Annotated in this window: 23 protein-coding genes; 10 read left to right on the forward strand and 13 right to left on the reverse strand. The window is 61.4% G+C overall.

The window, feature by feature from the left end:
• Positions 1-11: 11 nt before the first annotated feature.
• Together ilvC and AC25BC_RS13895 are read right to left on the reverse strand one after the other, a co-directional pair.
• Positions 12-1031 (reverse strand): ketol-acid reductoisomerase, encoded by a 1020-nt coding sequence (gene ilvC / locus AC25BC_RS13890; protein WP_128406271.1) that lies wholly within the window; start codon positions 1029-1031, stop codon positions 12-14.
• Between the two features lie 49 nt (positions 1032-1080).
• Entirely contained in the window at positions 1081-1746 is a 666-nt protein-coding gene (locus AC25BC_RS13895; RefSeq protein WP_017994655.1) for a TetR/AcrR family transcriptional regulator, read from the reverse strand.
• A gap of 142 nt (positions 1747-1888) precedes the next feature.
• Here AC25BC_RS13895 and AC25BC_RS13900 point away from each other — a divergent pair, with 142 nt between their 5' ends.
• Complete coding sequence (locus AC25BC_RS13900; RefSeq protein ID WP_206641067.1) at positions 1889-2368, forward strand: hypothetical protein; 480 nt, start codon at positions 1889-1891, stop codon at positions 2366-2368.
• Between the two features lie 22 nt (positions 2369-2390).
• The gene (locus AC25BC_RS13905; RefSeq protein WP_017994657.1) at positions 2391-2756 is read left to right on the forward strand and encodes a DUF4087 domain-containing protein; all 366 of its coding nucleotides are present in this window, start codon (positions 2391-2393) and stop codon (positions 2754-2756) included.
• A gap of 83 nt (positions 2757-2839) precedes the next feature.
• On the opposite strand, the gene AC25BC_RS13910 is transcribed toward AC25BC_RS13905, so the two are convergent.
• The 3 genes from AC25BC_RS13910 to AC25BC_RS13920 all read right to left on the reverse strand — a co-directional run bounded on the left by AC25BC_RS13910 (position 2840) and on the right by AC25BC_RS13920 (position 6580).
• On the reverse strand, positions 2840-4522 hold the full coding sequence (locus tag AC25BC_RS13910) for a hypothetical protein (protein WP_113545165.1): 1683 nt from the start codon (positions 4520-4522) through the stop codon (positions 2840-2842).
• Positions 4522-5580, reverse strand: coding sequence for a glycosyltransferase family 2 protein (locus AC25BC_RS13915; RefSeq protein ID WP_113545166.1), 1059 nt, complete (start codon positions 5578-5580; stop codon positions 4522-4524). The genes AC25BC_RS13910 and AC25BC_RS13915 overlap by 1 nt, the downstream gene beginning before the upstream one ends.
• Positions 5581-5671: 91 nt before the next feature.
• Complete coding sequence (locus AC25BC_RS13920) at positions 5672-6580, reverse strand: AraC family transcriptional regulator (protein WP_003541220.1); 909 nt, start codon at positions 6578-6580, stop codon at positions 5672-5674.
• 204 nt (positions 6581-6784) lie between these two features.
• Here AC25BC_RS13920 and AC25BC_RS13925 point away from each other — a divergent pair, with 204 nt between their 5' ends.
• Positions 6785-7831: an NAD(P)-dependent alcohol dehydrogenase gene (locus tag AC25BC_RS13925; protein WP_012758194.1), complete on the forward strand. Its 1047-nt coding sequence runs from the start codon at positions 6785-6787 to the stop codon at positions 7829-7831.
• 59 nt (positions 7832-7890) lie between these two features.
• Here the strand turns inward: AC25BC_RS13925 and AC25BC_RS13930 are convergent, their stop codons facing one another.
• From AC25BC_RS13930 to AC25BC_RS13940, 3 genes are all read right to left on the reverse strand, one after another.
• Positions 7891-9846, reverse strand: coding sequence for an elongation factor G (locus AC25BC_RS13930; protein ID WP_113545167.1), 1956 nt, complete (start codon positions 9844-9846; stop codon positions 7891-7893).
• Positions 9847-10292: 446 nt separating this feature from the next.
• On the reverse strand, positions 10293-11558 hold the full coding sequence (locus tag AC25BC_RS13935) for an NAD(P)/FAD-dependent oxidoreductase (RefSeq protein WP_128438157.1): 1266 nt from the start codon (positions 11556-11558) through the stop codon (positions 10293-10295).
• 109 nt (positions 11559-11667) lie between these two features.
• Positions 11668-12132 (reverse strand): Lrp/AsnC family transcriptional regulator, encoded by a 465-nt coding sequence (locus tag AC25BC_RS13940; protein ID WP_003541227.1) that lies wholly within the window; start codon positions 12130-12132, stop codon positions 11668-11670.
• A gap of 158 nt (positions 12133-12290) precedes the next feature.
• Between AC25BC_RS13940 and AC25BC_RS13945 the strand changes: the two genes are divergently transcribed.
• The 5 genes from AC25BC_RS13945 to AC25BC_RS13965 all read left to right on the forward strand — a co-directional run bounded on the left by AC25BC_RS13945 (position 12291) and on the right by AC25BC_RS13965 (position 16525).
• A complete protein-coding gene (locus AC25BC_RS13945; protein WP_128438158.1) occupies positions 12291-13010 on the forward strand; it encodes an aspartate/glutamate racemase family protein in 720 nt (239 codons plus the stop codon).
• 232 nt (positions 13011-13242) lie between these two features.
• On the forward strand, positions 13243-14160 hold the full coding sequence (locus tag AC25BC_RS13950) for a bifunctional helix-turn-helix transcriptional regulator/GNAT family N-acetyltransferase (protein WP_128438159.1): 918 nt from the start codon (positions 13243-13245) through the stop codon (positions 14158-14160).
• Between the two features lie 61 nt (positions 14161-14221).
• Complete coding sequence (locus tag AC25BC_RS13955; RefSeq protein WP_128406268.1) at positions 14222-14845, forward strand: TetR/AcrR family transcriptional regulator; 624 nt, start codon at positions 14222-14224, stop codon at positions 14843-14845.
• 107 nt (positions 14846-14952) lie between these two features.
• Positions 14953-16161 (forward strand): MFS transporter, encoded by a 1209-nt coding sequence (locus AC25BC_RS13960; RefSeq protein WP_128438160.1) that lies wholly within the window; start codon positions 14953-14955, stop codon positions 16159-16161.
• Between the two features lie 133 nt (positions 16162-16294).
• Positions 16295-16525, forward strand: coding sequence for a DUF6429 family protein (locus AC25BC_RS13965; protein WP_128438161.1), 231 nt, complete (start codon positions 16295-16297; stop codon positions 16523-16525).
• A gap of 21 nt (positions 16526-16546) precedes the next feature.
• Here AC25BC_RS13965 and AC25BC_RS13970 read toward each other — a convergent pair whose 3' ends face one another.
• The gene (locus AC25BC_RS13970) at positions 16547-16963 is read right to left on the reverse strand and encodes a winged helix-turn-helix transcriptional regulator (protein ID WP_029870338.1); all 417 of its coding nucleotides are present in this window, start codon (positions 16961-16963) and stop codon (positions 16547-16549) included.
• A 122-nt stretch (positions 16964-17085) separates the two neighbouring features.
• On the opposite strand from AC25BC_RS13970, the gene AC25BC_RS13975 reads away from it, so the two are divergent.
• Complete coding sequence (locus AC25BC_RS13975; RefSeq protein ID WP_128438162.1) at positions 17086-17973, forward strand: SDR family oxidoreductase; 888 nt, start codon at positions 17086-17088, stop codon at positions 17971-17973.
• Positions 17974-18199: 226 nt separating this feature from the next.
• On the opposite strand, the gene AC25BC_RS13980 is transcribed toward AC25BC_RS13975, so the two are convergent.
• Both AC25BC_RS13980 and AC25BC_RS13985 read right to left on the reverse strand, forming a co-directional pair.
• On the reverse strand, positions 18200-19930 hold the full coding sequence (locus tag AC25BC_RS13980) for a WG repeat-containing protein (protein ID WP_128438282.1): 1731 nt from the start codon (positions 19928-19930) through the stop codon (positions 18200-18202).
• Between the two features lie 277 nt (positions 19931-20207).
• Positions 20208-20960: a pyridoxine 5'-phosphate synthase gene (locus AC25BC_RS13985; RefSeq protein ID WP_128438163.1), complete on the reverse strand. Its 753-nt coding sequence runs from the start codon at positions 20958-20960 to the stop codon at positions 20208-20210.
• A gap of 450 nt (positions 20961-21410) precedes the next feature.
• Here AC25BC_RS13985 and AC25BC_RS13990 point away from each other — a divergent pair, with 450 nt between their 5' ends.
• Complete coding sequence (locus AC25BC_RS13990; protein ID WP_012758206.1) at positions 21411-22103, forward strand: MerR family transcriptional regulator; 693 nt, start codon at positions 21411-21413, stop codon at positions 22101-22103.
• A gap of 87 nt (positions 22104-22190) precedes the next feature.
• Here the strand turns inward: AC25BC_RS13990 and AC25BC_RS13995 are convergent, their stop codons facing one another.
• Both AC25BC_RS13995 and AC25BC_RS14000 read right to left on the reverse strand, forming a co-directional pair.
• Positions 22191-23318: an ATP-dependent DNA helicase gene (locus AC25BC_RS13995; protein ID WP_003560862.1), complete on the reverse strand. Its 1128-nt coding sequence runs from the start codon at positions 23316-23318 to the stop codon at positions 22191-22193.
• A gap of 73 nt (positions 23319-23391) precedes the next feature.
• Positions 23392-24315 (reverse strand): LysR family transcriptional regulator, encoded by a 924-nt coding sequence (locus tag AC25BC_RS14000; protein WP_012758207.1) that lies wholly within the window; start codon positions 24313-24315, stop codon positions 23392-23394.
• Between the last annotated feature and the right edge of the window lie 24 nt (positions 24316-24339).

Below are 24339 nucleotides of genomic sequence, written 5' to 3' on the forward strand. Positions count from 1 at the left end.
ACAAAAAGTGCTTAGTTGACCGACTTGTCGACCAGCTTGTTCTTGCCGATCCAGGGCATCATGCCGCGCAGCTTGGCGCCGACTTCTTCGATCGGGTGGCTGTCGTTCAGGCGGCGGATGCCCTTGAAGCGCGAGCCGCCGGCGCGGTATTCCTGCATCCAATCGGACGTGAACTTGCCGGTCTGGATGTCCTTGAGGACGCGCTTCATCTCGGCCTTGGTCTCGGCAGTGATGATGCGCGGACCGGAGACATATTCGCCCCACTCGGCCGTGTTGGAGATCGAGTAGTTCATGTTGGCGATGCCGCCTTCATAAATCAGGTCGACGATCAGCTTCACTTCGTGCAGGCATTCGAAATAGGCCATTTCAGGCGCGTAACCGGCTTCGGTGAGCGTTTCGAAACCGGCGCGGATGAGCTCGACGAGACCGCCGCAGAGAACGACCTGTTCGCCGAAGAGGTCGGTTTCGCACTCTTCGCGGAAGTTGGTTTCGATGATGCCCGAACGACCGCCGCCGACGCCGCAGGCGTAGGAGAGAGCGAGCTCAAGCGCGTTGCCCGACGGATTCTGGTGAACGGCCACGAGGCAGGGAACGCCGCCGCCCTTCTGGTATTCGCCGCGAACCGTATGGCCCGGGCCCTTCGGCGCGATCATCACGACGTCGACCGAAGCCTTCGCCTCGATGAGGCCGAAGTGGATGTTGAGGCCGTGGGCGAAGGCGATCGCTGCGCCATCGCGGATGTTGCCGGCGATATCGGCCTTGTAGATGTCGGCCTGCAGTTCGTCCGGGGTCGCCATCATCATCAGGTCCGCCCAGGCGGCAGCTTCGGCAACCGTCATGACCTTGAAGCCATCGGCTTCGGCCTTCTTGACGGTCGGCGAACCGGCCTTGAGTGCGATGACGACGTTCTGGGCGCCGCTGTCCTTGAGGTTCAGCGCATGGGCACGGCCCTGCGAACCATAGCCGATGACGGCGACCTTCTTGGCCTTGATGAGGTTGAGATCGGCATCACGATCGTAATAGACGCGCATTTGAAGTTCCTTCCCTTTGCTTGTCTTGTTGACTGTCATTAAAGCGGAATCAGCCGAGAACCGGCATCTCCGCCAGAACCTTGTCCGTGCCGTAGAGCCTGAGGAAGGCGGTCACCGCCCTCTCCGCTTGGCGTGCGGTATCCTTGAGGCCTGGTTCGCCGAGCAGCATGCGCACATGCAGGTCGGAGACAACAAGGCCGTAAAGCGTGTGATAAGCCTCGTCGGCATCGGAAAAACGCAGGAGCCCTGCCCTCTTCCCGGCATCGATCAGCGCCATGGCGCGCCGGTCGATCTGACGGCGGCCGCGCTCGAGCAGCAGCTTGCCGAGTTTCGAGCCGTCGCGGTTGGATTGGCCGATCGCCAGCCGGTTGAGCGCGAGCGAGACGTCGCCGGCGAGCACTTCCAGCAAGTCACGCGCAAAAATGACGACATGGTCGTGCAGGCTCGCCGCCGTCAGCCGCTCGCCGTTGCGTTCGAAGGTGCGCACCTTGCTGGCCTGATAGGCAATCATCGCAGACAGCAGCCCGTCGCGATCACCGAACCACTTGTAGAGGCTCTCCTTCGAGCAATTGGCGGCTCGCGCCACACCCGAGGTCGTCAGCGCCTTCTCGCCGCCATCGACGAGCAACTGCAGCGCCTGCTCCAGAACGGCGTTCTGGCGCGGCGAAAATTCGCTCGGCTCTGCGGTATCGACGGACACGGTCATGGCTCCCATATACGTACCGTACGGTACGGTTCGTGAGGTTTATGCGATAAACCGATCAGGTCGTCAAGAAGCCTGGATAGATTTTTTTTAATACGGGAAACCGCGATGAAACACCAGAATTGGATAGGCGCAAATCCTCGGCGATCGCATAATGTCGCGCTACGCCATTTGCCCGGAGGTTCCGATGTCACGCCTTGCTGCAGCTCTTCTCCTGCTCGGAGCAATCCTCCTTGGCGGCTCAAGCGCTCTCGCGCAGTCCGACAGCGACGTCTATAACCGCATCGAAGAACTGCACGGCGGTGCCGCGGGCTTCGACCGACCGCTGCGCCAGCTTGTCAAAGCGATGCGCTCGGGCGAAGCCCAGACCATCGCCGGCCTTGCCGAATACCCGCTAACGGTCAAGGCCAATGGCGAGAGCTACGACGTCGAGAGCGCTGAGGATTTCATCGACAATTTCGATGATCTCGTGACGCCGGAAACGCGCCGCGCCGTCGGACGCCAGCAATACGAGGATCTATTCGTCAACAGCGACGGCGTCATGCTGGCCGGCGGCGCCGTTTGGATGGGCGCGATCTGCGAGGACAACGCCTGCGAGGCGAGCCATTGGGCGATCATCGCGATCAACAATTGATATTTGTCGGGGGGAAAAGGCAATGAGATACCGGATAGCCGCCGCGGTCATGATCGCAGCACTTGTCGTCGCAGCCAATGCGCGGGCCGCCGAAACGCGCTGCGGCTGGATCGAGAATCCGACGCCCGCCAACTGGTGGCTGGAGGATGCGGAGAACACCTGGACGATCATGACCCAGGGCGACGATGCCGGCGAGGTGGAAGGCATGGAGCTGATCTCCGACATCTCCGAACATGATTATGTCAGAACCAACGGCAATTACGGCTATGCCTGCGCCTGCATGAGTGTGGAGACTGATGGCAAGGACCGCATCACCCGCATCCTCTCCTTCCGTCAGCTAAAGCTCGCCAAATGCCGTGCCGACAAGGCGCTGAAATTCCCCGGCTGACTAGCGCCTCACCCGAAAACCGGATGGCGGCCGCAATCATCACCCAATCGTCCAGAGGCAATCGGTCCACGAAGGGCCCCGACCTATGACGCCCTGGCGCAACCGGTGGGGAACGAGAGAGGCTCTGCCGGCATCACCTTGTCGATTGCGTAAAGCTTTGCGAAACCCGCATCTTCGACCAGCGTCAGCCCCGCCGGCATCAAGGTGCCGACATAGCGGTCGGGGATATCGGCATTGGCGACCAGGACGAAATCGAAACGCCCGCGCCAATCCGACAGATAAGGCGCAAAGTTTCTATATTCCTGCATCATTGCTGGGCATGAAAGCACGCCGATCGACAGCAGATTGCCCTCGGGAACCGCGATCTCCGACCATGGCGGCAGAACGGATAACGGCTGCTTGCCTTTTGCCGTGAAGAGCGTCGGCACGAAAGCATGGGAGAAGGGCACGGCAAGCGTCGGCAGGTGCCGGAAAGTATCCAACCCCCAGGCAAAATGCCGGTTGGAGTGGGCAAGACCGCTCACTGTCTCGGGTTCATGTCCCAGAGGCAGCACGGCTGCACCGGCCGGCACCTTTTTAAGCACAGTCTCGACGGCGGCAACATCCTTCTGTGCCAGCCACCAGTTCCAGCCGATCCAGCCGGTGCGACCGAAGACTGCGAGATTGATGATGAGCGCCAGCAACAGCGCTTGCCGGCGCGTGAGATTGGCAAAGGGGCACATCATCGCCATGGCGACGAGCGCTGTCATGATCGGAAAGCGCCAACTGATCCATCCGGTGCCGAGCATGTGGCGAGGCGAAACACAGGAGAGCAGCAGCAGGCCGCAGGCGGCGACGGCAAGCCCCGCATGCATGCGGATATCGCCCGCGCGGATGGCACGGGTGCAGATGAGGATCAGCGGCAGAACCAGCACGACATCCACCACCGGGACATAGGTCGTGATGGCGGAGAGCAGATTAAGGACGATCAGGACGATGCCGTCGTTCCAGGCAAGGCCGAGGCCGTTGCCGCCGGCGTTGGGCAAAGCCGCCGTATGGAGATAGAGCGCGAGCGGCGGCAGGGGGCAGGCACCGAGCGCCAGCGCCAACCGGCCGCCGAGCCTCATGAGAGCCGCCTTCGATCGCACGATATCGATGCGCCAGGAAAATTCGAGGCCGCAGACGATCGCCATATAGAAGCCAAGTGCGAAGAGATGCATCACCGTCAGCAGCAGCGCGGCGGCGAGCCGCCAGGCAAAAACCACGGCGGGATTTCTGCGCTGCAGCTGCAGATCGACGCAGGCGAAGAACAAGGCCATGCCGAGGCCGATCTGGAAGTTGATGAAGCCGCCGATCATGGTGGCGCACCAGCCGAGCGACAGCATGGCGGTCTGCCAGTGGTGCCGGCCGCTGAAAAGCGCGCGGTGCAGGCCGATTGCCCCGAGCGGCGGCAGCACGATCGCCAGGAAAAGCAAAGCCCGCGCAAGCCTGTCTGCGCCGACCAGCGGCCCCAGCCAGGTGGCTAGAACGTCGATCCCGACATTGGTGAAGGTGCGGTTCCAATCGACCGCATAGATCTCAGGAAACGGTTGCTCGCCGATCCCGCCCGAAAGGAGCCAGATACGGGCGTAATGATTGGCGTAATCGAGAACTGGCGGAAAGGGAAACAGGAGAACCAGAGCCGCGGCAAGTCCGACGAATGCGACGATCGCAACGGTGGAATCCTGCCTGGCGATCGATTCCTCAGGCCCGGCTGCGGCCACAGCAGGCGCGGCAATCCGGTCCATTATCCGATCCGGCTGTTCTTTTGCGAGCGCGGCGGCTCTTCGGATGTGAAGGCCGCATCCAGCGCGGCGCGCTTGTCGCTGGCGCTCATCTCCGAGAATGCGATCGACAATTCTGCATGTTCACTGCCGCGCACGATCGTCTCGACCATGAACATCGGCCGCCTTTTGCTCTCCTGGACGAGGCGACCAAGATACTCGCCGATGATGCCGATGCAGATCAGCTGGATAGCGCTGAAGGCGCTGACCGCGGCCATGATCGACGACCAGCCGGTCACCGTCTCGCCCTGCAGCCAGCGAACGAAGGTGTAGACGAGCAACGCGATCGCGACGCCCGCACTCATCATGCCAAGCCATGTGCTGATGCGCAGCGGCGTCGTCGAAAAGCTCGTGATCGCATCGAGCGCGAAATTGATCATCTTTCGCAGAGGATATTTCGTCGTGCCGGCAAAGCGAGCGTCACGCTCGTAGGGGAGAGCCACCTGCCTGCCGCCGATCCAGCTGACCATGCCGCGGATGAAGCGATCGCGCTCCGGCATCGCCAGCAGGATATCGACGACGCGCCGGCGCATCAGCCGGAAGTCGCCGGTATCGCGCGGAATGGTCACGGAAGCGAGCTTGGACAAAGCGCGATAGAAAAGCGAAGCGGAGGCCAGCTTGAACCAGCTTTCGCCCTGGCGGCGCGTGCGCTGACCGTAAACGACGTCGGCGCCGCGCTCCATGATCGGCATCATCATCAAAAGCAGCTCGGGCGGATCCTGAAGATCGGCGTCGATCAAAAGCACGCGCTCGCCCCGCGAGGCGGCAAGCCCCGCCGTCGATGCCAGCTGGTGACCGTGATTGCGCAGAAGACGAACACCGAGCACCTGCGGCACATCTGCCGCCAGATCCGAAATGATCTCCCAGGTGCGATCGGACGAGCCATCATCGACGAGAATGAGCTCGAAGGCATCACCAGTGACGCCGTGGGCAGCGGCTGCAGCGCGGCGGCAGAACTCGCGCAGCCCTTCTTCCTCGTTGTGACAAGGCGCGACGATGGAAAGAAATGGGACTTGCGCCATGCTGACGTCGGTGCCTGCTTGATGTTTGGCGCCAGACTAGCGACGAAACGTCAAACATCCTTTAACGATTGGCTACCGGTCGCAAGGCCGACTATTCCGCCGCCATGACCTCGCGGGCGCCGTCGATATCGCGAGCCGGCGAGGCGCCGTAAAGGCGGCTATATTCGCGGCTGAATTGCGACGGGCTTTGATAGCCGACGCGATGACCGGCCGTGCCCGCATCGAGCCGCTCCACGAGCATCAGGCGGCGCGCCTCGTGCAGGCGCAGCTGCTTCTGATACTGCACCGGCGTCATCGCCGTGACCGACTTGAAGTGATGATGGAAGGACGACACACTCATGCTGACGCGGTCGGCAAGGTCTTCGATGCGCAATGGCCGCGCGAAATTCTCCTTCAGCCATGCGACGGCGCGCGCGACCCTGTTGCTGTGGCTGTCTGCAGTGGCGATGTTGATCAGCCGCGCGCCATCCGGCCCGGTCAGCACCCGGTAGAGGATTTCCTGCTCGATCAGCGGCGCCATGGCAGGAATGTCGCCTGGACGATCGAGCAAGCGCAGCAGGCGAACGGCAGCATCCAGGAGCTCCGGCGGAGCGACGTTCACCGCCATCCCGCGCTGCCCGTCGGTATGGGCGGCCGGGCTCGGAATATCGATGCGGCTGAGCAACTCCAGCAGCTTCTCCGAGTCGATTGCCAGTCCCAGGCAGAGATGCGGAACCTCAGGGCTTGCCTCCGTGACGCGCCAGGCGACCGGCAGGTCGAGCGAGGTCAGCAGATAGTCCCCGGTCCCGTAGCTGATAAGTTCCGTGCCGAGGCGCAGGCTCTTGGCTCCCTGCAGTACAAAGGCAAAACAGGGCCGATAGCTGCTGTGCAGCGGATCGCTGGGCTTGGACCGACGGCTGATGTGAAGATTGCCGATATCAGTCGCAAACTCACCGTCACCAGCCGCGAAGCGCATCGCGATATCGACGATTTCCTGATAGGGGCTGAAGGGCAAAGTCATGCGGCAACTCTTTCTGTCAACTGTCTGACGCCGGCGATACCGCTCTTATCTAGAGTGCCCTGGCCATTTCGCAAACAGGCTGGCGCCTCACTTTTGCAGGATCGTGCAAAAAGCTGAGAGGATCGCTCTAACCCTCTGACGCAGTTCCGGGCAATAGTCCACCATCTCTTTCAACCCCCACCACAATCGAAAAGGATGGTTCCCATGCCTATTGCAAGAGGCTACGCCGCGACCGACGCTTCCAAGCCGCTGACCCCTTTCACCTTCGAACGCCGCAACCCGAACCCCGATGACGTCGTTATCGACATCAAGTTTGCCGGCATCTGCCATTCGGACATCCACACTGTCCGCAACGAATGGAAGAACGCCGTTTATCCGATCGTGCCCGGCCATGAGATCGCCGGCATCGTCTCGGCTGTCGGTTCCGATGTGACCAAATTCAAGGTCGGGGATCGCGTCGGCGTCGGCTGCTTCGTCGATTCCTGCATCGGCTGCGCCGAGCGCGACCTCGATCGCGAACAGTATATGCCGGGGCTCGCCGGCACCTACAACGACTTCGAAGCCGACCGCAAGACACGGACCCAGGGCGGCTATTCCGACTCGATCGTCGTTAGGGAAGGCTATGTCATGTCCATTCCGGACAACCTGCCGCTCGATGCCTCCGCGCCGCTGCTCTGCGCCGGCATCACGCTCTACTCGCCGCTGCGCCACTGGAATGCCGGTCCCGGCAAGAAGGTCGCGATCGTCGGCATGGGCGGCCTCGGCCACATGGGCGTCAAGCTCGGCGCCGCCATGGGTGCCGATATCACCGTTCTCTCCCAGAGCCTTTCCAAGAAGGAAGATGGGCTGAAGCTCGGCGCCAAGGAATATTACGCCACCAACGACCCGGAAACCTTCACGAAGCTCGCCGGCACGTTCGACCTGATCATCTGCACCGTCAGCGCCGAGATCGACTGGAATGCCTATCTCGGCCTCCTGAAAGTGGATGGTTCCTTCGTGGTGGTCGGCGCGCCGGAAAACCCGATCCCCGTGCATGCGTTCTCGGTCATCCCCGGCCGTAAGAGCATTTCCGGCTCGATGATCGGCTCGATCAAGGAAACCCAGGAAATGCTCGACTTCTGCGGCGAGCACAACATCGTCTCCGAGATCGAGAAGATCAACATCCAGCAGGTCAACGAAGCCTATGAACGCGTCCTGAAAAGCGACGTCCGCTACCGCTTCGTCATCGACATCGCCTCGCTGGCAGCTTGAGAAAATGAGAGGCGGCTCGCGAGAGCCGCCTTTTTGATAACGGCATCCTCCATCGGTCCTCAAGCTGAGGCTCTCGTGGACTGCAGCCGCAGCAGATATTCGACTGGTTTGAACGGATCGGGGCCTGAACGCTGGCGCGAACGTGGCGGGCCGGCCATCGGGGCATGATGGTCGAAAGAGGTTTCCATGATCCCCGCCCCGCTCGTCAGGCCCGGCAATTGCTGCTGGACGCTCTGGATCATCGCGGACGCCATGGTGCCTTCCACCCAGGCCATGCCGTCGGCAATCACGGAACCCGTCATCGTCGCGGTAGATTTCGCAAGCAGGGTCAGCAAGCCGCTCAAGCTCTCCGCGGGCGCTTCGAGATGAAAGCGGTCGATCGGTTCGCATAGGACGGTTTGCGCGGCCGACAGTGCATCTGCCAGCACCCAAGGTGTCAGCTGCCGGAAATCGGCGGCGGTGCTTGTAGGCGAGCTGTGCCGGGCTGCCGTCATCGCCACATGGCAATCGATGACCTGCCAGCCAAAAATGCCTTGCTTCAGCGTTTCGAACACGGTTTCTTCGACTGCCCTGTAAAAGCTGGCGGGCATCTGGCCCACCTCCACATCAAGTGCAAAGCTGTTGCCTGCCCCTTCTGGACGCGGTTCGACGCGTAGACCGACGGTGGCGAGAAATGGATTGGGCTCCTTGAAGAGGATCTGCAGGCCTTCCCCGGTTCCCATAAGCCTTTCCACCAAAATGACCGTGCTTTCCTCGAACCCAGCCTCGAGACCGAAATCCGTCAGCAGGGTCGATTGAACGACTTCCTTCTGCACCTCGCCATAGAGCGATACGAAGATTTCGTCGGCATCATCGTTCCGGCGCAGATTGATCAACGGATCCTGCTCGCCCATCTGGTTCAGCGCCAGCCAGAGGGCCGCCTTGTCGGAGGGCCGCCGGGCAAGGACGCGGGTTTCGAGGCTGGGCGGGGCAAACTGCGCCTGCCCGCCCGCGAGCAGGTCGGTGCCCACCACATCCCCGATGCGAGCGCCGGCAAGGCCGCTTACGCGCGCGATCTGCCCGGCGCAAAAGATTGCGGCGCCATGAACCCGGCCGGCCCCGAAAACCTCGATCGCCGTCACTCTTTCCGGGCCTTTGGGCAAATCCAGATGTTGCCGCAGCCGGACTGTGCCTGACGTCAGATACATATAGGCGAGCTTTTCACCGCCCCAGCCGCGTTCGATCTTGAAGATTGTTCCGGCAATCGGCCCGTCCGCATCGAGGCGCCGGCCGGGCAATATCGTCGCAATGGCCGATGTCAGGGCCGACACGCCGACGCCGGTCGTTGCCGCACCTGCAAAGACTGGATGCACCAGGCCGCTCGCGACCTGATCGCTCAGGCAGCGTCCAAGCCTATCCGCCGTCAGGCGATCGGGCGCCAAGACGTAATCGTCCAGCAGCGCCTCGTCGTTCTCCGCGAGAGCTTCGCAGAGCGGCGTGAAAAGCGGTTCGCATCCGGGAGCCAAAGCCTCCACCCTGGCAAGCCTGCTGCCGGCATCGATGACGGAAGACATGGCGATGGGGCGAACGAGCAATTGGCTGGCAATAGCCTTCAGCACGTCCTCAAGTTGCGCACCGAGACGATCGACCTTGTTGACGAACAAGATGAAGGGAACGCCAAGCCGCCGCAGCGCCCGCACCAGCACCCGTGTCTGGGCCTGCACACCTTCGACCGCCGAAACGACGACGACCGCGGCATCCAGCAATCCGAGCACCCGCTCGACCTCGGCGATGAAATCCGGATGACCGGGCGTGTCGATGAGATTGACGATCCTGTCGCCGATGGTGAACGACACCACCGCGGCTCTGATCGTGATGCCGCGTTGCCGTTCGAGCTCGAGAGTGTCCGTCTGTGTATTGCCGGTATCGACGCTGCCAAGCTTGTCGATGACGCCGGCGTCAAAAAGCAGTCTTTCAGTAAGGCTAGTCTTGCCTGCATCCACGTGGGCGAGGATGCCCAGATTCAAAGTGCGCATGAACCACCAACTTCTCAGAATTTCGAATGTGATTTTCGTGAGAAGTGAATCGGCGCATTGGAATCTCTACTCGCTGTAGCTACGGCTGGATGCGTAACCCCCGGTGGTTGGGAGACGCGGTGCAAACCCTAAGGGCGTGTGCGGAGGCAAGTCAAGCTTGGGCATATCGCATTCACGGCGTGGACACGCTCGTAGCTGGTTTCTTGGACCGGCGTGCCGTGACCGCCCCCTCTGCCCTGCCGGGCATCTCCCCCACAGGTGGGGAGATTAGCTAGGGTCGCCGGCTTCCCCAAACAACTGACGTCAAAGCTGGATGAAACGTTAGAGAGATGGGACGGTTTCGCCACTTGTGATCTCCCCACCTGTGGGGGAGATGCCCGGCAGGGCAGAGGGGGGCGATCACGGCATGCCCTCTCCTGCTGTCCCCAACATGACCCAAAGAAGAGTTACCCCTCCTCCCGCATAGTCTCTCGCTGGGTGATCAACCGGGCGCTGTGCTGGCCGCTCAGATAGATCCAGAGCCAGCTCCAGGCGACGGAGAAGCGCGAGCGGGTGCCGATCAGGAAGTAGATATGGGCAAGTCCCCAGATCCACCAGGCGAGCCAGCCCTTCAGCTTGATCCGGCCGAAATCGATGATCGCAGCACTCTTGCCGATCGTCGCCAGGCTGCCCTGATGCCAGTAACGGAAAGGCGCCGGCGCCGGTTTGCCGGATATGCGGGCGCGGATCACCTTGGCGACGTAACCGCCCTGCTGCTTGGCGGCGGGCGCAATGCCCGGCACCGGCTTGCCGTCCTCGCGCATGACGGAGGCGGTATCGCCGACGACGAAGACGTTAGGCAGCCCCGGCGCGCTCAGATCCTTCTCGACCACGACGCGGCCCGCCCGGTCGGCCGCAACGTCGAGCCACCGCGCCGCCGGCGAGGCGGTGACGCCGGCTGCCCAGACGATCGTCCGGCTGGCAACGAAGGTCTCGCCGATCTTCACGCCGTCGGCGTTGCATTCGGTCACCGGCTTGCCGAGATGGATCTCGACCCCGAGCTTCTCCAGCGCCTTCTGCGCATAGGCCGAAAGCTCCTCGGCGAAGGTCGGCAGCACCCTCGGGCCGGCCTCGACCAGCACGACGCGAGTCTTGCGCGTGTCGATGTTGCGGAATTCCTTGGGCAGCGTGAAATGCGCAAGTTCGGCGATGATGCCGGCCAGCTCGACGCCGGTCGGCCCCGCCCCGACGATGGTGAAGGTCAACAGCGCATCGCGTACGGCGGGATCGGCCTCCATCTCCGCCTTCTCGAAGGCAAGCAGCAGGCGCCGGCGGATCGTCGTCGCATCCTCCAGCGTCTTCAGGCCCGGCGCCACCGGCTCCCATTCGTCGTGGCCGAAATAGGCATGTGTCGCCCCGGTCGCCAGAACCAGCGTATCGTAACCAAGAGTCATGCCGTTGCGTAAGGAAACCGTCTTCGCACCGCTGTCGACGCCGGTGACCTCGCCGAGCAGCACCGTCACGTCAGGCCGGTCGGCATAGAGGCGGCGGATCGGCCAGGCGATCTCCGAGGTGGAGAGAATGGTGGTCGCCACCTGATAGAGCAGCGGCTGGAAGAGATGGTGATTGCGCCGATCGACCAGCGTGATTCTGACACCGGCGCCCTTCAAGCCGTTGACGAGTTGCAGCCCGCCGAAACCGCCGCCGACAACGACGACATGATGATCGCTCATGACCTACCCCTTTTGCGCCATTTCGCTCAAAGCCAATGTGGCCTTCGCCGTGATGGTTGCAACTGCCGTTTCGGCATAGCTCCCCTGCATCCCGGTCGGTGGAGCTGGCTCAATCGGCATATCCGACGGGGATCGCCGTGCCGCCCTTCAGAAGCTCCATCGAGATCGAGGCCGAGACGTCGAAGAGCTCGATCTTGCGCACGATCTGCTTGTAGATCACATCGTAATGCTCGACGCGCGGCAGCACGATCTTCAAGATGTAATCGTGGTTGCCGGTCAGTCGGTGCGCTTCGACGATCTCCGGAATGTCGCTGATAATCCGGCGAAAGGTCTCCGTCCATTCGTCGGAATGGTGCGCCGTCTTGACCAGCGCGAAGACCGTCGTCGGCACGCCCATTTTTTCCCGGTCGAGCACGACGATGCGCCGGGCGATATGGCCGCTCTCCTCAAGCCGTTGGATGCGCCGCGAGCAGGCCGATATCGAAAGTGCCACGCGCTCGGCAAGATCGGTCACGGATATGCCCGCATCCTTCTGCAGCATGTCCAGAATGCGTCTGTCGCGATCATCAAGCATGTGTCGAACATATACCTCTCGCGTCTTTTTTGCAGAATTTCATAAAATGACGCAAAACCATATCACGTATCTGATGCGAGGGACAAACAAAGCAAACACATCGCGTCGGGATTGCGGCATCATTTTCGAAAGTTCAGAAGCATGGAGAGCATGAAGAGATGGAAACGATTGGCCTTATCGGCGGCATGAGTTTCGAAAGTTCGGCGGTCTATTACCGTGTTGTCAACGAGATGGTGCGTGACCGCAAGGGTGGCCTCGCCTCGGCCGAACTCATCCTGCATTCGGTCAATTTCGAGGAGATCGTCGCGCTTCAGAAGGCCGGCGACTGGGATATGGCCGCCCGTCGCCTCGCCGATGTGGCTCTGCGCCTGCAGATCGCCGGCGCCGGCTGCATCCTGATCTGCACCAACACCATGCATCTGATCGCCGACAAGGTCGCGGAGAAGATCTCCGTGCCGCTGATCCACATCATCGACGAGACGGCGAAATCGCTGCATGCGGCCGGCCGCAAGCGCCCGCTGCTGCTTGCTACCCGCTACACGATGGAGCACGGCTTCTACAGCGACCGCATGAAGAGCCTTGGTGTTGATATCATGGTGCCTGATGCGAGCGACCGCACGACGGTGCACGATATCATCTTCAACGAACTCTGCGCCGGCAAGGTGCTCGACAGTTCGCGTCAAAAACTGTTCGATGTCATCGCTCGCGCCGTCGACAACGGCGCCGACAGCATCATCCTCGGCTGCACCGAAATCTGCCTGATCCTCGACCCCAATCACCTGCCGCTGCCAGGCTTTGACACCACCGCGATCCATGCGCGGGCGGCGGTCGATTTCGCGCTCGGCGCAGACGAAGCGGCAGAAGAAGAAGCAGCCTGAAGTCGTCAAATTAATTGACTCAGTCCACTAAATGCAGGACAAGGTCTCCATCTGGAGATCTTTGCCGGACTGCTGACAAAGTCAGCCAACACCTCTTTCGTCATGCTCGGGCTTGTCCCGAGCATCTGCTACCGGTGCAGCAGATCCTCGGCACAAGGCCGAGGATGACGCCGAGTAAAGAGCGAGGTCCGTCAACAAACTGGCAAGAATCTCCATCTGGAGATTTGTTGCCATGTCCGATATCACCCTTATCGAAACCGCCCGCGATTTCAACCGCTTCTATACGAACTTCCTCGGCCTGCTGAACAAGGCCTATCTCGACACGCCCTTCACGCTGACCGATGCCCGCATCCTCTTCGAGGTCGGCTCGCATGAGGGCATCAGCGCTGTAGCGCTTGCCCGCGACCTGCAGCTCGACCCGGCCTATCTCAGCCGCATCCTCAAGCGTTTCCGCGCCGAAGGGCTGATCGAAACCAGCCCCGATCCGGCAGATCTTCGCAGCCAGGTCATCATTGTCACCGATCGGGGACGAGAGACGTTCGAGGAACTCGGCCGACGCTCCAATGCGCAGATCGCCGCCCGTTTCGATCGCTTGGCGACTGGCGAACCGGAGGCAGCGGTCTCCGCCATGCACACGATCCGCGCCCTGCTCGACCCGGCGGCAAAGCCCGCACCGGCCATCATCCGCGCCCACCGCGCCGGCGATATCGGCTGGATCGTTCAGAGCCAGGGCCGCTTCTATGCCGAGGAATATGGCTGGGACCTGCGCTTCGAGGCGCTGGTCGCCGAGGTCGCCGGAAAATTCCTCGCCAATTTCGATCCGGCCAAGGAATATTGCTGGATCGCCGAACGCCGCGGCGTCAATGTCGGCTCCGTCCTCGTCACCAATGGCGGCGACGGCATCGCCAAGCTCCGCCTGCTCTATGTCGACAAATCAGCCCGCGGCCTCGGGCTCGGCAAACTGCTGGTCGACGAATGCATCCGCTTCTCCAGGCAGAAAGGCTACCGCGAACTCTCGCTCTGGACCAATGACATGCTGGAGACCGCCCGCGCCATCTACGTCAAGACAGGATTCCGCCTTGTCTCCGAGGAGAGACATCGCATGTTCGGCCCCGAGGCGAACGGCCAGAACTGGTTGCTCGATCTCTGAATTTGTTGCGTCGCAGAAATTTCACTTGATTTGGAAACGGTCGCTCCCTAATTATGGCGCCATGACCGACGCCACCCTCACATCCGAAGCAAAGACCCGCAGCCGCGGCCGTCCGCGCGAGTTCGATATGGACGCAGCACTCGATGCGGCGCTGCGCGTCTTTTCCGAACGCGGCTACCACGCCGCCGCCATCAGCGAATTGACCGAAGCAATGGGCCTTGCTTCGGGGAGCATCTACAAGGCATTCAAGGACAAGCGCGGTATCTTCCTCGCTGCTTTCGCCCATTATCGAAAACTCGGCCGACGGCGGCTGGAAGCGATGATCGCGTCTGCAAAGACGGGTCGCGAGAAGGTCTTCGAGATGGTGATGTATTATACCGAGCTCTCCTATGGCGAGGCCGGCCGCAAAGGCTGTCTCGTCGTTGGCGGCGCCAACGACTTCGCCCTGCTTGACGAGGAAGCCGCGGCCCACGTCGTGACCGCCTTTGCCGCGGACGAAAAGCTGATGGCCGATCTCATCCGCATCGGCCAGGCAGACGGCACCATTCCGAAGACGGTAGACCCGGATGCCGCCGCCCTCGCCTTCCTCTGCTTTACCAAGGGCCTACGCGTCATCGGCAAAACAGGACGCAGCAGGGAAGAGATGCTGTCCGCGGCCGAGGCCGCGATGAAGCTCGTAACCTGAACAGTCCGCACCGTGGACAAGAGAAATACCGGCATTCGGTCAAGGATCGGGTGGCCGCAGCCAGCATTTTTTGCATTCATTCCAATCTTTGAATACCGGAGTTTCCGATGAGCATTTCAGCCACCACGCCGGATGAGGCCATTCCCCGGGCGCTATCCCCCTGGCTCACCTTCCTTTTCGCCGCCGCCTGCGGGCTGGTGGCCGCCAATCTCTATTACGGCCAGCCGCTCGCCGGCCCGATCAGCGCCGATCTCGGCTTCACGCCTGCCGCCACCGGCCTGATAGTCACGTTAACGCAGATCGGCTACGGCCTCGGCCTGCTGCTGATCGTGCCGCTCGGCGATCTCACCGAAAACCGCCGTCTGGTGCTGATGCTGATCGCCGTCTCCGCCGTTGCGCTCATCGGCGCGGCGCTGTCTTCGACGCCCACAACCTTCCTCGTCGCCTCGCTCTCTATCGGTCTTTCATCGGTCGCAGTTCAGGTCCTGGTTCCCTTTGCCGCCAACATGGCGCCGGATGCCACCCGTGGCCAGGTCGTCGGCAACGTCATGAGCGGCCTGCTCTGCGGCATCATGCTGGCGCGCCCCTTCGCAAGCTTCGTCGCCGAAGCCTCTTCCTGGCATGTGGTCTACTACGTCACTGCTGGCGTCATGCTCGTGCTCGCCGTCGTGCTCCGCGCCAACCTGCCGGTCCGCCGGCCGACGACCCGGCTACGCTACGGCGAACTGCTCGCTTCCATGGGCCACCTGGCACTGACCTCGCGGGTGCTGCAGCGCCGGGCGCTCTATCAGGCCGGCATGTTCGGTGCCTTCAGCCTGTTCTGGACGACGACGCCGCTGCTGCTCGCAAGTCCCGCCTTCGGCCTGACGCAGAACGGCATTGCCCTCTTCGCGCTTGCCGGTGCAGCCGGCGCCATCGCCTCGCCGATTGCCGGCCGGCTTGCCGATCGCGGCATGACGAAGATCGCCTCGACGCTTGCCATGCTGCTCGGCATGGCTGCCTTCCTGATTGGCCATTTCGCTAGCGACGGCTCGCTTGGCGCTTTGCTGCTCTTGACGGCAGCGGCGATCCTTCTCGATTTCGGCGTGACGACCAATCTCGTCTGCGGCCAGCGCGCCATCTATGCGCTGAACCCGGAACACCGCAGCCGGCTCAACGGCCTGTTCATGGCGACCTTCTTTGCCGGCGGCGCGCTCGGCTCAGCACTCGGCGGCTGGGCCTATGCGACCGGCGGCTGGACGATGACGGCCTGGATCGGTTTCTGCTTCCCGGCGCTGGCCTTCCTGCTGTTCCTGACGGAAGGACGCGGCAAGTAAGGCGCCATCAGAATCCAGGATCGAACACCTAAAACCTTGACAGAGCCAACTTTTGGATGCCCTCCTCCAGGAGGCAGCGTATTCATCCGTTTCAGAGCTGCAGAATTTTCTCCCTTTTGCATGGGATTCCGGCATGGAGATAGACGAAGAGAAAATCGACGATGCCGTTCTCGCATTGTTATGGCTGACGCTGCATGACGGAGACCATGCCTGGAAAGGTTTTGACTGGGACGTGATGGACCGTTTGCATCAGAAAGGTCTGATTGCAAATCCCGCAGGCAAGGCCAAGTCTGTGGTTCTAAGTGACGAAGGTTTGCGACGATCGGAGGAATTGTTCCGCGCTCTGTTTATGCGATCGACCTGATAGTCCGATTTATCAGTGGCACTAGCTGTTGGCGGAATCGAATTGCGAACGGGCGGCGCGAACCGCACCATGGTTTGCTTCCGCCCAGTTCAACAGTTGCGCCAGCGTCTGGTAAAGCGAGCGGCCGAGTTCGGTCATCGAATATTCCACACTCGGCGGCTTGGTCGGGAACACCTCGCGGTGGATGTAACCGTCCCTCTGCAGGTCGCGCAGCGTCTGCGTCAGCATGCGCTGCGAAATATCAGGGATCATCCGCCGCAGCTCGCCGAACCGATAGGGCCGATCGGCCAGCACATCGAGGAGCAGCGTCGACCATTTGCCGCCGATCTGCTGCATCATGTCCCTGACCGGGCAGTTGCCGAAATCGAGGCCGGCAAGATCGATCTCGCGCCGCGTCCCCGGCATCCTGTTCTTCAAACTGAGGACTGCACCGCTCATCGCTGGTTCCCTTTTGGTAACGTACAGCCGAAAAACTGCCTCCTTTACACCGCCAAGTCAATTCCTATTCTAGTGTTACTCTCTTTTTGAGACCGCCACTGAAACATAGAAGGAAACGACTTATGAGCGAAACCATCCTGGTCACCGGCGCTGCCGGGCAGCTCGGCCAGCGAGTCATCCATCACCTCATCGAGACCTACAAGGTCGCCCCCGGCAACATTGTCGCGGCAACGCGCAGCCCCGAAAAGCTCTCCGAACTCGAAAACAAGGGTGTGGTCACCCGCAAGGCCGATTTCGATGACACGGCTGGCCTGGAAAAGGCTTTCGCCGGCGTCGACCGGTTGCTGATCATCAGCACTGATGCACTGGATACTCCCGGCAAGCGCCTCGCCCAGCACCAGGGCGCCGTCGCGGCGGCAGTCAAATCAGGCGTCAAGCACATCGCCTACACCTCGATGCCGGCGCCTGACAATTCGCTCGTCACCTTCGCGCCCGATCATCTCGGCAGCGAAAACGCCATCGAGGCAAGCGGCATCGCCCATACGATCATCCGCGACGCCTGGTATCACGACAACTATCTGCACGGGATGCCGCACAATCTGCAGGGCGGCAAATGGTACAGCGCCACCGGCGACGGCAAGATCTCGACCATCTCGCGTGACGACTGCGCCCTGGCGATCGCCGCAGCCCTTGCCTCCGGCACATCCGAGAGCGCCACCTATACGGTGACCGGCACCCAGTCGCTGAACAGCCGGCAGATTGCCGCCATCGTTTCCGACGTCGCCGGCAAGCCGCTCGAGGTGGTCGACGTCAATGATGAGCAACTCGGTCAGGGCATGCGCGGCGCCGGCCTTCCCGGTTTCGTCGCCGACATGCTGGTTTCTGCCGACGCCAACACCCGCGCCGGCAAGTTCGACATCGTCACCGAAGACTTCACCAAGCTGACCGGCAGACAGCCGCAGCCGCTGAAAGATTTCTTCGTCGAACACAAGGCGGCGCTGACCGCCTGAGACAACGCTTGTCACCCTGTCCTTTGGGTTTAACCCAAAGGACAGGGTGCTGTAGACACCATCCTTGATTGAAAAAAAGCTTCATTCCAGGTGCGTCATTCACGACGAAGACGCCTGCGGCTGGATTCTGCGACAAGAACATGACCGAGGGACCACCGGAGAATACCGCGCTGCTTCTCGATACGAGATCGCCTGACGGCTTCATGACGCAGGAAATAGCCGATCCTTAGAATTGCGAGACGAAGCGAGGCGGTTTTTCCCTAAGGTCCAGCCCGTATTCAAGCTCGGCCCTCATCCAGAGAACACCGCTTTCATAGGGATCGTCAGACATTTTCTCAGCGCGCGCGTCGGCGACATTGCTGTCAGGCCAGTTCTTGACGCACGCGACGTTCTCGCGTTTCCGCTCGTTCCGATCGATTGCACACCATTCTCGTCGTTCGTCGAACGGAACCCATGCTAGACCATCTCGGAAACAGGTAATGGCCCGATATTTCGGCTCGACGACAATGTTCCCGGCTGCGTCCGCAATGCCCCAAAGCAAGGTTCCGTTCGAATTCCTGGAGACGCGCTGTCCGCCGTCTGGTTCGCAACGCAACTTTGATTGCCCATCCTCCAGGCGGCGCGGCTCGGCGACTTCACGTCCTGATGCGTCGATCCAAAACTTCCGCGCATCCTTCGATACCGCATAGGCGCCGGAATCGGGCTGCATCTCATCGAACTGGGGAGCGAGGGCCAGTACACCGCTGTTGTCCAGTATTCCCCACTTGCCGTCAACCTTGACGCCGGCATAGCCACCGCTGAAACCAAATTGGCTCTGAAATGACGGCGGATCGACAAGCAGTTTTCCGTCCTGCTTGAGAAATCCCCATTTTCCATTGTACCGAACCGATACGGGGAATTCGCAAGTCATGTGCGTATCGTCAAAGAGATACGAAACCGTCGGCTTTTCGTCCGCTCCGACGACCTGAATACGGTTGCCGCTGTGCATGAATTTGATACCCGAAGGACATGCCACCAGCGTCTTCCCGTCTTCCGGGGTGGGCACCAGGTCCCCGGCCCGGTTGAGCCCGATCCACTGGCCGTCGACCAATATCTTGGCCACCTCACCGGAATAATCGGGCAATCTCGCATCGTCAAACAAACGCCCGCCAAGCAACCGTCCCGCCTCGTCAAGGAGGCCGGCTTTCTGGTCTTCGGTCACACGGTAAAAACCGTTTCGATACCCATGAATCCTAAACTGCTGTGGGGCGAGAATAGTTTGACCGTCCCGGTCGATCACGCCGCATTGGGCGGTGTCGACCCGGCCACGTTGGCTGGACTGGCCTTTGTGTCCGGCCGGCCCGCCATAACAGACGATCGCTCTTCCTCCACCGAGTTTGCCGACTGTTTCGAAGCGAGGCTCGATCTTCCAGGTTCCGTCGGGAGCAAGCAATCCGTATCGTTTACCTCCCGGTTGAGCGGCCCAGACGAAAGTACCGAAGTCGAATTCTTTAATGGCCAGCTCGTCCTTCAGGATCTTTCCCGAGAGCAGATCGACGAGCAGATAGCGTGGATCGTCCCTCTCGAAGAGCAGTTCCCCGATCATGAAACGCGGGAAGCCAAAAGATTCCGGCACGATCGCTTTGCCAGGACGAACGAGTGCCGCGTCGGCCGCGAATGGGATGGCACGCGCGTAATTCGGCGGCACTACAAGCTTTCCCGTCCTGTCGATGATTGCTGCCTTGTCACCGAGCACCACCTCGGCATGGCCTTTGCGAAATGCACGGGCAAGGCCGAACGCAGGCGCGATCACCATCTCGCCACTCGAATTGATATAGCCGAATTTCCCCTCGGAGCGCACGGCGGCCAGCCCCTCCGAGAAAGGAAGCGCAACTTCGAACTTGCGATCGATCCGCGGTTCTAACGTCGCTCTGTCGATATAGCCGCAAAGAGCGTAGACGCCGCCGCACCTTTCCACCCATCTTTCCGGCCGGGGATCGGCGACCCCAGCTCCAACGGAGCAGAGCAAACACGCCCATGCCGCCGCGACAAACATAAATTGACGCGTAACAACTCTCATCCTAGCGCCCCCTGGTTGAAAGAACTAGGAGATGCTCGTGTGTTGGAAATATGGCCGGTCCGCAGGTCGGATGTCACGAGCACAGGAATCCCTGCGCCCTCACTCGCGAGCACGGGAGATCCTCGCAATGCATCAAGTTAGTCGCCACCAATACGCGAGAAGAAAACGACCTTCCTCAAACCGCCTGCCCACACGCCCGGCAGAAGCGACGCACCGTTTCCGCCATGCCGTATTCCAGCGCATCGGCGGTCAGCCCGTGGCCGATCGAAACCTCGGCAAGCCGGGGAATACGCTTCACCAGATCAGGCAGGTTTTCGACCGTCAGGTCATGGCCGGCATTGACGGAGAGGCCGATTGCAAGGGCCGCATCCGCCGTCCGACCGAGCGCTTCGAGGATCGGGGCCGCCCGTTCCGGCGCGTCGAAGCAACCGCCATAGGGGCCGGTATAGAGTTCGATCCGATCGGCGCCGACCGCCTTGGCGATCTCAACCGCCTGTGCGTCCCCGTCACCATCGGCAAACAGCGACACCCGGCATCCCATCGTCTTCAGCCGCGCGACGGCATCGGTCAGGAACGCCTGGTGCTTGCGGAAATCCCAGCCGTGATCGGAGGTCGCCTGGGCGGGATCGTCAGGCACCAGCGTCACCTGCTCGGGTGCCGCGCCGGCGCAGAGTTCGAAGAATTCCTCTGTGGGATAACCCTCGATATTGAACTCGGTCTTGGGGAATTCGTCGTCGATCAGGTTGCGGATCACAGGCAGGTCGGAAAAGCGGATGTGCCGCTGGTCGGGGCGCGGATGCACCGTCAGCCCGCTCGCACCGGATTTCAGCGCGATACGCCCGAGCGCTTCGACGCTCGGCCAGGGCAGGTCGCGCCGGTTGCGCAGCATCGCGACGGCGTTGAGGTTCACGGAGAGCTTGGCGGGCATGGCGAGATCCATCGGTCACGGAAATGGGAGGCCTGCTTTTAAGCCAAGTGCTCCGCGATGGCCAACGAGATTCACAAATGGATGCGATGCCAATCGCTGATGGGCACCGAAATTACGCTGAGCATTTGCCGCACGCGTACCGCAGATAGTAAATCCCGTCACCTTTGAAGAGAACCACGAGATCCCGCAGTGCAGCACAGGTTTTTGTGCAACACACCCAAGGACCCGGCAAAATATGCCGGTAAAGTTGCTATCCCATTTAAAAGAGATTATTTTTAGCACTTATAAAAAAGATCATTCACGCATAACGTGGAGATCGTATTGCGTAGAGTACGCCGCGTACTGCTTCTTTCCCAATGAGAAAAACGCCTAGAGGAAACCCCACTCGCCGCGCATGGGAAGCAACTGGCAAAGCCGCATGAGGTGCAACAACATGCCCCAGGAGGGTTCATGCCAGACGGTTCCAAACGCCTGTTTGCCACCGCCGGTATCGCTTCGGAGGCCCGATCGAGATATCGGTTCCTGCCTTCAGCCGCGCTGCCGCCGGATCTACCTGATGGTCCGGTGCCTATTGCCGACATGGCAAACGCATTCGGCGTCACACACAGGACACTGCATTTCTATGAAGAGAAAGGGTTGATTTCAGCCAACCGCATCGGCCTGATGAGGGTCTACGGCCAGGACGATGTGATGCGCATGGCCGTGATCACGGTCTGCCGCGATACAGGTATGCCGATCGCCGTCATCCAGGAACTGATGGGCGAACTCCGCAACGCTGATTCGCAGGAGACGGCCGAGGCAATGTTCCGCGAGGCCCTGCAGGTGCGCAAGCGCGAACTGACGGCAGAGATGTCGACGCTGCACCGCCAGCTCCAGCAGGTCGGCGACCTCCTGGACTACGACGGCAGCATCGAGGAGCCGCCGTTAAACGACAATCAGGACAGTGCAAGCCTGACCGCACAGGAGCGGCGTTGCCTGGAACTGATGGCCGAGGGTTATTCCACCCAGCGCATCGCCCGGGCGCTCGACCTGAAGCATGACGAAACCCGTGACCTGGAGGCCGGAATCATCCTGAAATTCCGCGCCAACAACCGCTTCCAGGCCATCGCCAAGGCAGTTCTGCTCGGCATCGTGCAGGCTTAGTACCATCCGCCCAAGATACGGCCGCCACCGTTTCTTCCTCACCACTCCAGATGGCGAATGAGACCTGGTCGCAGGTGCGACCGGGAATCAGCGGACGATCGTCAGCGTCTCTGCCGCGCGCGTGATTGCTGTATAGAGCCAGCGTTCCCGGGTATCGCGAAACGCCCAGCTCTCGTCGAAGAGCACGACATCGTTCCATTGCGAACCCTGCGCCTTGTGAACGGTCAGCGCGTAGCCGAAGTCGAACTCGTCGTAGCGTTTGCGGGTGTTCCAGGGAATCTCGCCCTCGACATCCTCAAAGGCCTGCTTCAGCAGTTTGATCTTGGCCGCTCCCCGGTCCATGTCGTCATCCTCAGGGCGGACGAGCAGATTGATGCCGGGCTTCGTCGTTTCCTTGGACGAGGTCATCACCTGCCAGAGCGAACCGTTGAGCAGGCCCTTGGCCGGATCGTTCCGCAGGCAGACGAGCTTGTCGCCGGTCTGCGGATAATCGGCATTGAAGCCTTTCAACTCACGCAGGCGCTGATTGTAGCGCCGCCGCGTGCGATTGGTGCCGACGAGCACCTGATCGGCATCGAGCACCAGCTGCTGCGTCACCTCGTTCTTCGAGATCACCTTGGCCGTGCCGTAATCGCCGTACATCACCTCATTGCCTTCGCGCACCTGCATGGCGAGCTTGATGATCGGATTGTCGCGCGCCTGCCGGTGGATATCGGTGAGCAGGTAGTCCGGATCCTGATTGGTGAAGTAGCCGCCGCCTGTGACCGGCGGCAGCTGGCCGGGATCGCCGAGCACCAGGATCGGCGTGCCGAAGCTCATCAGATCCTTGCCGAGCGCCTCGTCCACCATCGAGCATTCGTCGACGATGATCAGCGCCGCCTTGGCGACCGGGCTTTGCCGGTTGATCGAAAACATCGGCGCGATCGAGGTCTTGCCTGTTTCCTCGTCTTCCACGGCCTCCTCGCCGCGCGGCCGATAGATCAGCGAATGGATCGTCCGGGCGTTGGAGGCGCCGCGCGAGCGCAGCACCTGCGCCGCCTTGCCGGTGAATGCGGCAAACAGCACGTCGCCGTCGACATTTTCGGCAAAATGCTTGGCAAGCGTCGTCTTTCCCGTTCCGGCGTAGCCGAACAGGCGAAAGAGCGGCGAGCGCCCTTCCTTCAGCCATTTCGAAACAGCCTTCAGGGCTTCATCTTGTTGCGGCGCAAATTGCATGATCGCAGGACTTGGCAGGATTCGCGGGATTTAGGCAAGGCGGAAAACGGCAAATCGCCCGGCCGGACGATCATCAGTTCCACTGCCGGTCCGCGCCGCTGGCGCACATCGACGGGTCCTGCCCCATAGCCCCGGTGAGAAAATCCAGAACCGTCTTGACGCGCAGCGGCATGTTGCGCCGCGAGGGATAGACGACGGTAACCGGCAGCCGGCTCGGCTGGAAATCCTTCATCACGGGGACCAGCCGGCCGGCGGCGATATCGGGCATCGCGATGATGTGCGAAAGCACCGCAAGACCCGCGCCGGCAAGGGCTGCCCGGTGAATGGCGACGGCATTGCAGGCGGTCAGCCGCGGCGAGATCCGGACCGATATGTCTTCCGAACCGTTCGAGAAGGACCAGGTATTGGCCTCGCCTGCCCTGTTGTAGCACAGGCATTCATGGTCCTTGATCTCCTTCGGTGCGCGGGGAGCCGCCCTGCGTGCGAGATAGGCGGGAGATGCAACGAGGAAGGCGGTCGTCCAGCCGATCCGCCGGCAGACGAGGCTGCTGTCGGCGACCTGGCCCAAGCGCACTTCGAGATCCAGGCGCTCCTCGATCATATCCGAGCCCTGCTCCCTGAAGATGAGTTCGACCGAGAGCTTCGGATGGGCGGCGAGAAGATCGCCGAGCCGCTCGCTGAGATAGAGGCCGAGTGGTGCTGGAACGCTGAGCCTGACCTTTCCCGAGGCCGTGGTTCCGTCAGATCCGGCCGCATCGCCGAGCTCCTCAACCGCTTCGAGAATCCGCAGCGCCATCGGCAGCATCCGCTCCCCCTCTGCCGTCAGCGACAGGCCGCTCGTCGTGCGATGCAGGAGGCGGGTGTTGAAATGGCCCTCGAGGGCTGCAACCTGTCGCGAGACCGCCGGCTGCGTCACGTCGAGATCGTGCGCCGCCGCCGAAAACGAACCCGTCTCCACGACGCGCTGAAAGGTCCGCAATGCCGAAACGATATCCATCCCCTGCCCCTCATACTTTTGCGC

It is taken from the genome of Rhizobium sp. WSM409 (assembly GCF_057653825.1).

Coding starts and splice junctions, on each gene's coding strand:
- AC25BC_RS13910 (WP_113545165.1), bottom strand. CDS start 4,522: ATGGACCGGATTGCCGCGCCTGCTGTGGCCGCAGCCGGGCCTGAGGAA.
- AC25BC_RS13995 (WP_003560862.1), bottom strand. CDS start 23,318: ATGCAATTTGCGCCGCAACAAGATGAAGCCCTGAAGGCTGTTTCGAAA.
- AC25BC_RS13990 (WP_012758206.1), top strand. CDS start 21,411: ATGCCAGACGGTTCCAAACGCCTGTTTGCCACCGCCGGTATCGCTTCG.
- AC25BC_RS13925 (WP_012758194.1), top strand. CDS start 6,785: ATGCCTATTGCAAGAGGCTACGCCGCGACCGACGCTTCCAAGCCGCTG.
- AC25BC_RS13985 (WP_128438163.1), bottom strand. CDS start 20,960: ATGCCCGCCAAGCTCTCCGTGAACCTCAACGCCGTCGCGATGCTGCGC.
- ilvC (WP_128406271.1), bottom strand. CDS start 1,031: ATGCGCGTCTATTACGATCGTGATGCCGATCTCAACCTCATCAAGGCC.
- AC25BC_RS14000 (WP_012758207.1), bottom strand. CDS start 24,315: ATGGATATCGTTTCGGCATTGCGGACCTTTCAGCGCGTCGTGGAGACG.
- AC25BC_RS13930 (WP_113545167.1), bottom strand. CDS start 9,846: ATGCGCACTTTGAATCTGGGCATCCTCGCCCACGTGGATGCAGGCAAG.
- AC25BC_RS13955 (WP_128406268.1), top strand. CDS start 14,222: ATGACCGACGCCACCCTCACATCCGAAGCAAAGACCCGCAGCCGCGGC.
- AC25BC_RS13970 (WP_029870338.1), bottom strand. CDS start 16,963: ATGAGCGGTGCAGTCCTCAGTTTGAAGAACAGGATGCCGGGGACGCGG.
- AC25BC_RS13940 (WP_003541227.1), bottom strand. CDS start 12,132: ATGCTTGATGATCGCGACAGACGCATTCTGGACATGCTGCAGAAGGAT.
- AC25BC_RS13960 (WP_128438160.1), top strand. CDS start 14,953: ATGAGCATTTCAGCCACCACGCCGGATGAGGCCATTCCCCGGGCGCTA.
- AC25BC_RS13915 (WP_113545166.1), bottom strand. CDS start 5,580: ATGGCGCAAGTCCCATTTCTTTCCATCGTCGCGCCTTGTCACAACGAG.
- AC25BC_RS13900 (WP_206641067.1), top strand. CDS start 1,889: ATGTCGCGCTACGCCATTTGCCCGGAGGTTCCGATGTCACGCCTTGCT.
- AC25BC_RS13905 (WP_017994657.1), top strand. CDS start 2,391: ATGAGATACCGGATAGCCGCCGCGGTCATGATCGCAGCACTTGTCGTC.
- AC25BC_RS13945 (WP_128438158.1), top strand. CDS start 12,291: ATGGAAACGATTGGCCTTATCGGCGGCATGAGTTTCGAAAGTTCGGCG.
- AC25BC_RS13950 (WP_128438159.1), top strand. CDS start 13,243: ATGTCCGATATCACCCTTATCGAAACCGCCCGCGATTTCAACCGCTTC.
- AC25BC_RS13965 (WP_128438161.1), top strand. CDS start 16,295: ATGGAGATAGACGAAGAGAAAATCGACGATGCCGTTCTCGCATTGTTA.
- AC25BC_RS13975 (WP_128438162.1), top strand. CDS start 17,086: ATGAGCGAAACCATCCTGGTCACCGGCGCTGCCGGGCAGCTCGGCCAG.
- AC25BC_RS13935 (WP_128438157.1), bottom strand. CDS start 11,558: ATGAGCGATCATCATGTCGTCGTTGTCGGCGGCGGTTTCGGCGGGCTG.
- AC25BC_RS13895 (WP_017994655.1), bottom strand. CDS start 1,746: ATGGGAGCCATGACCGTGTCCGTCGATACCGCAGAGCCGAGCGAATTT.
- AC25BC_RS13920 (WP_003541220.1), bottom strand. CDS start 6,580: ATGACTTTGCCCTTCAGCCCCTATCAGGAAATCGTCGATATCGCGATG.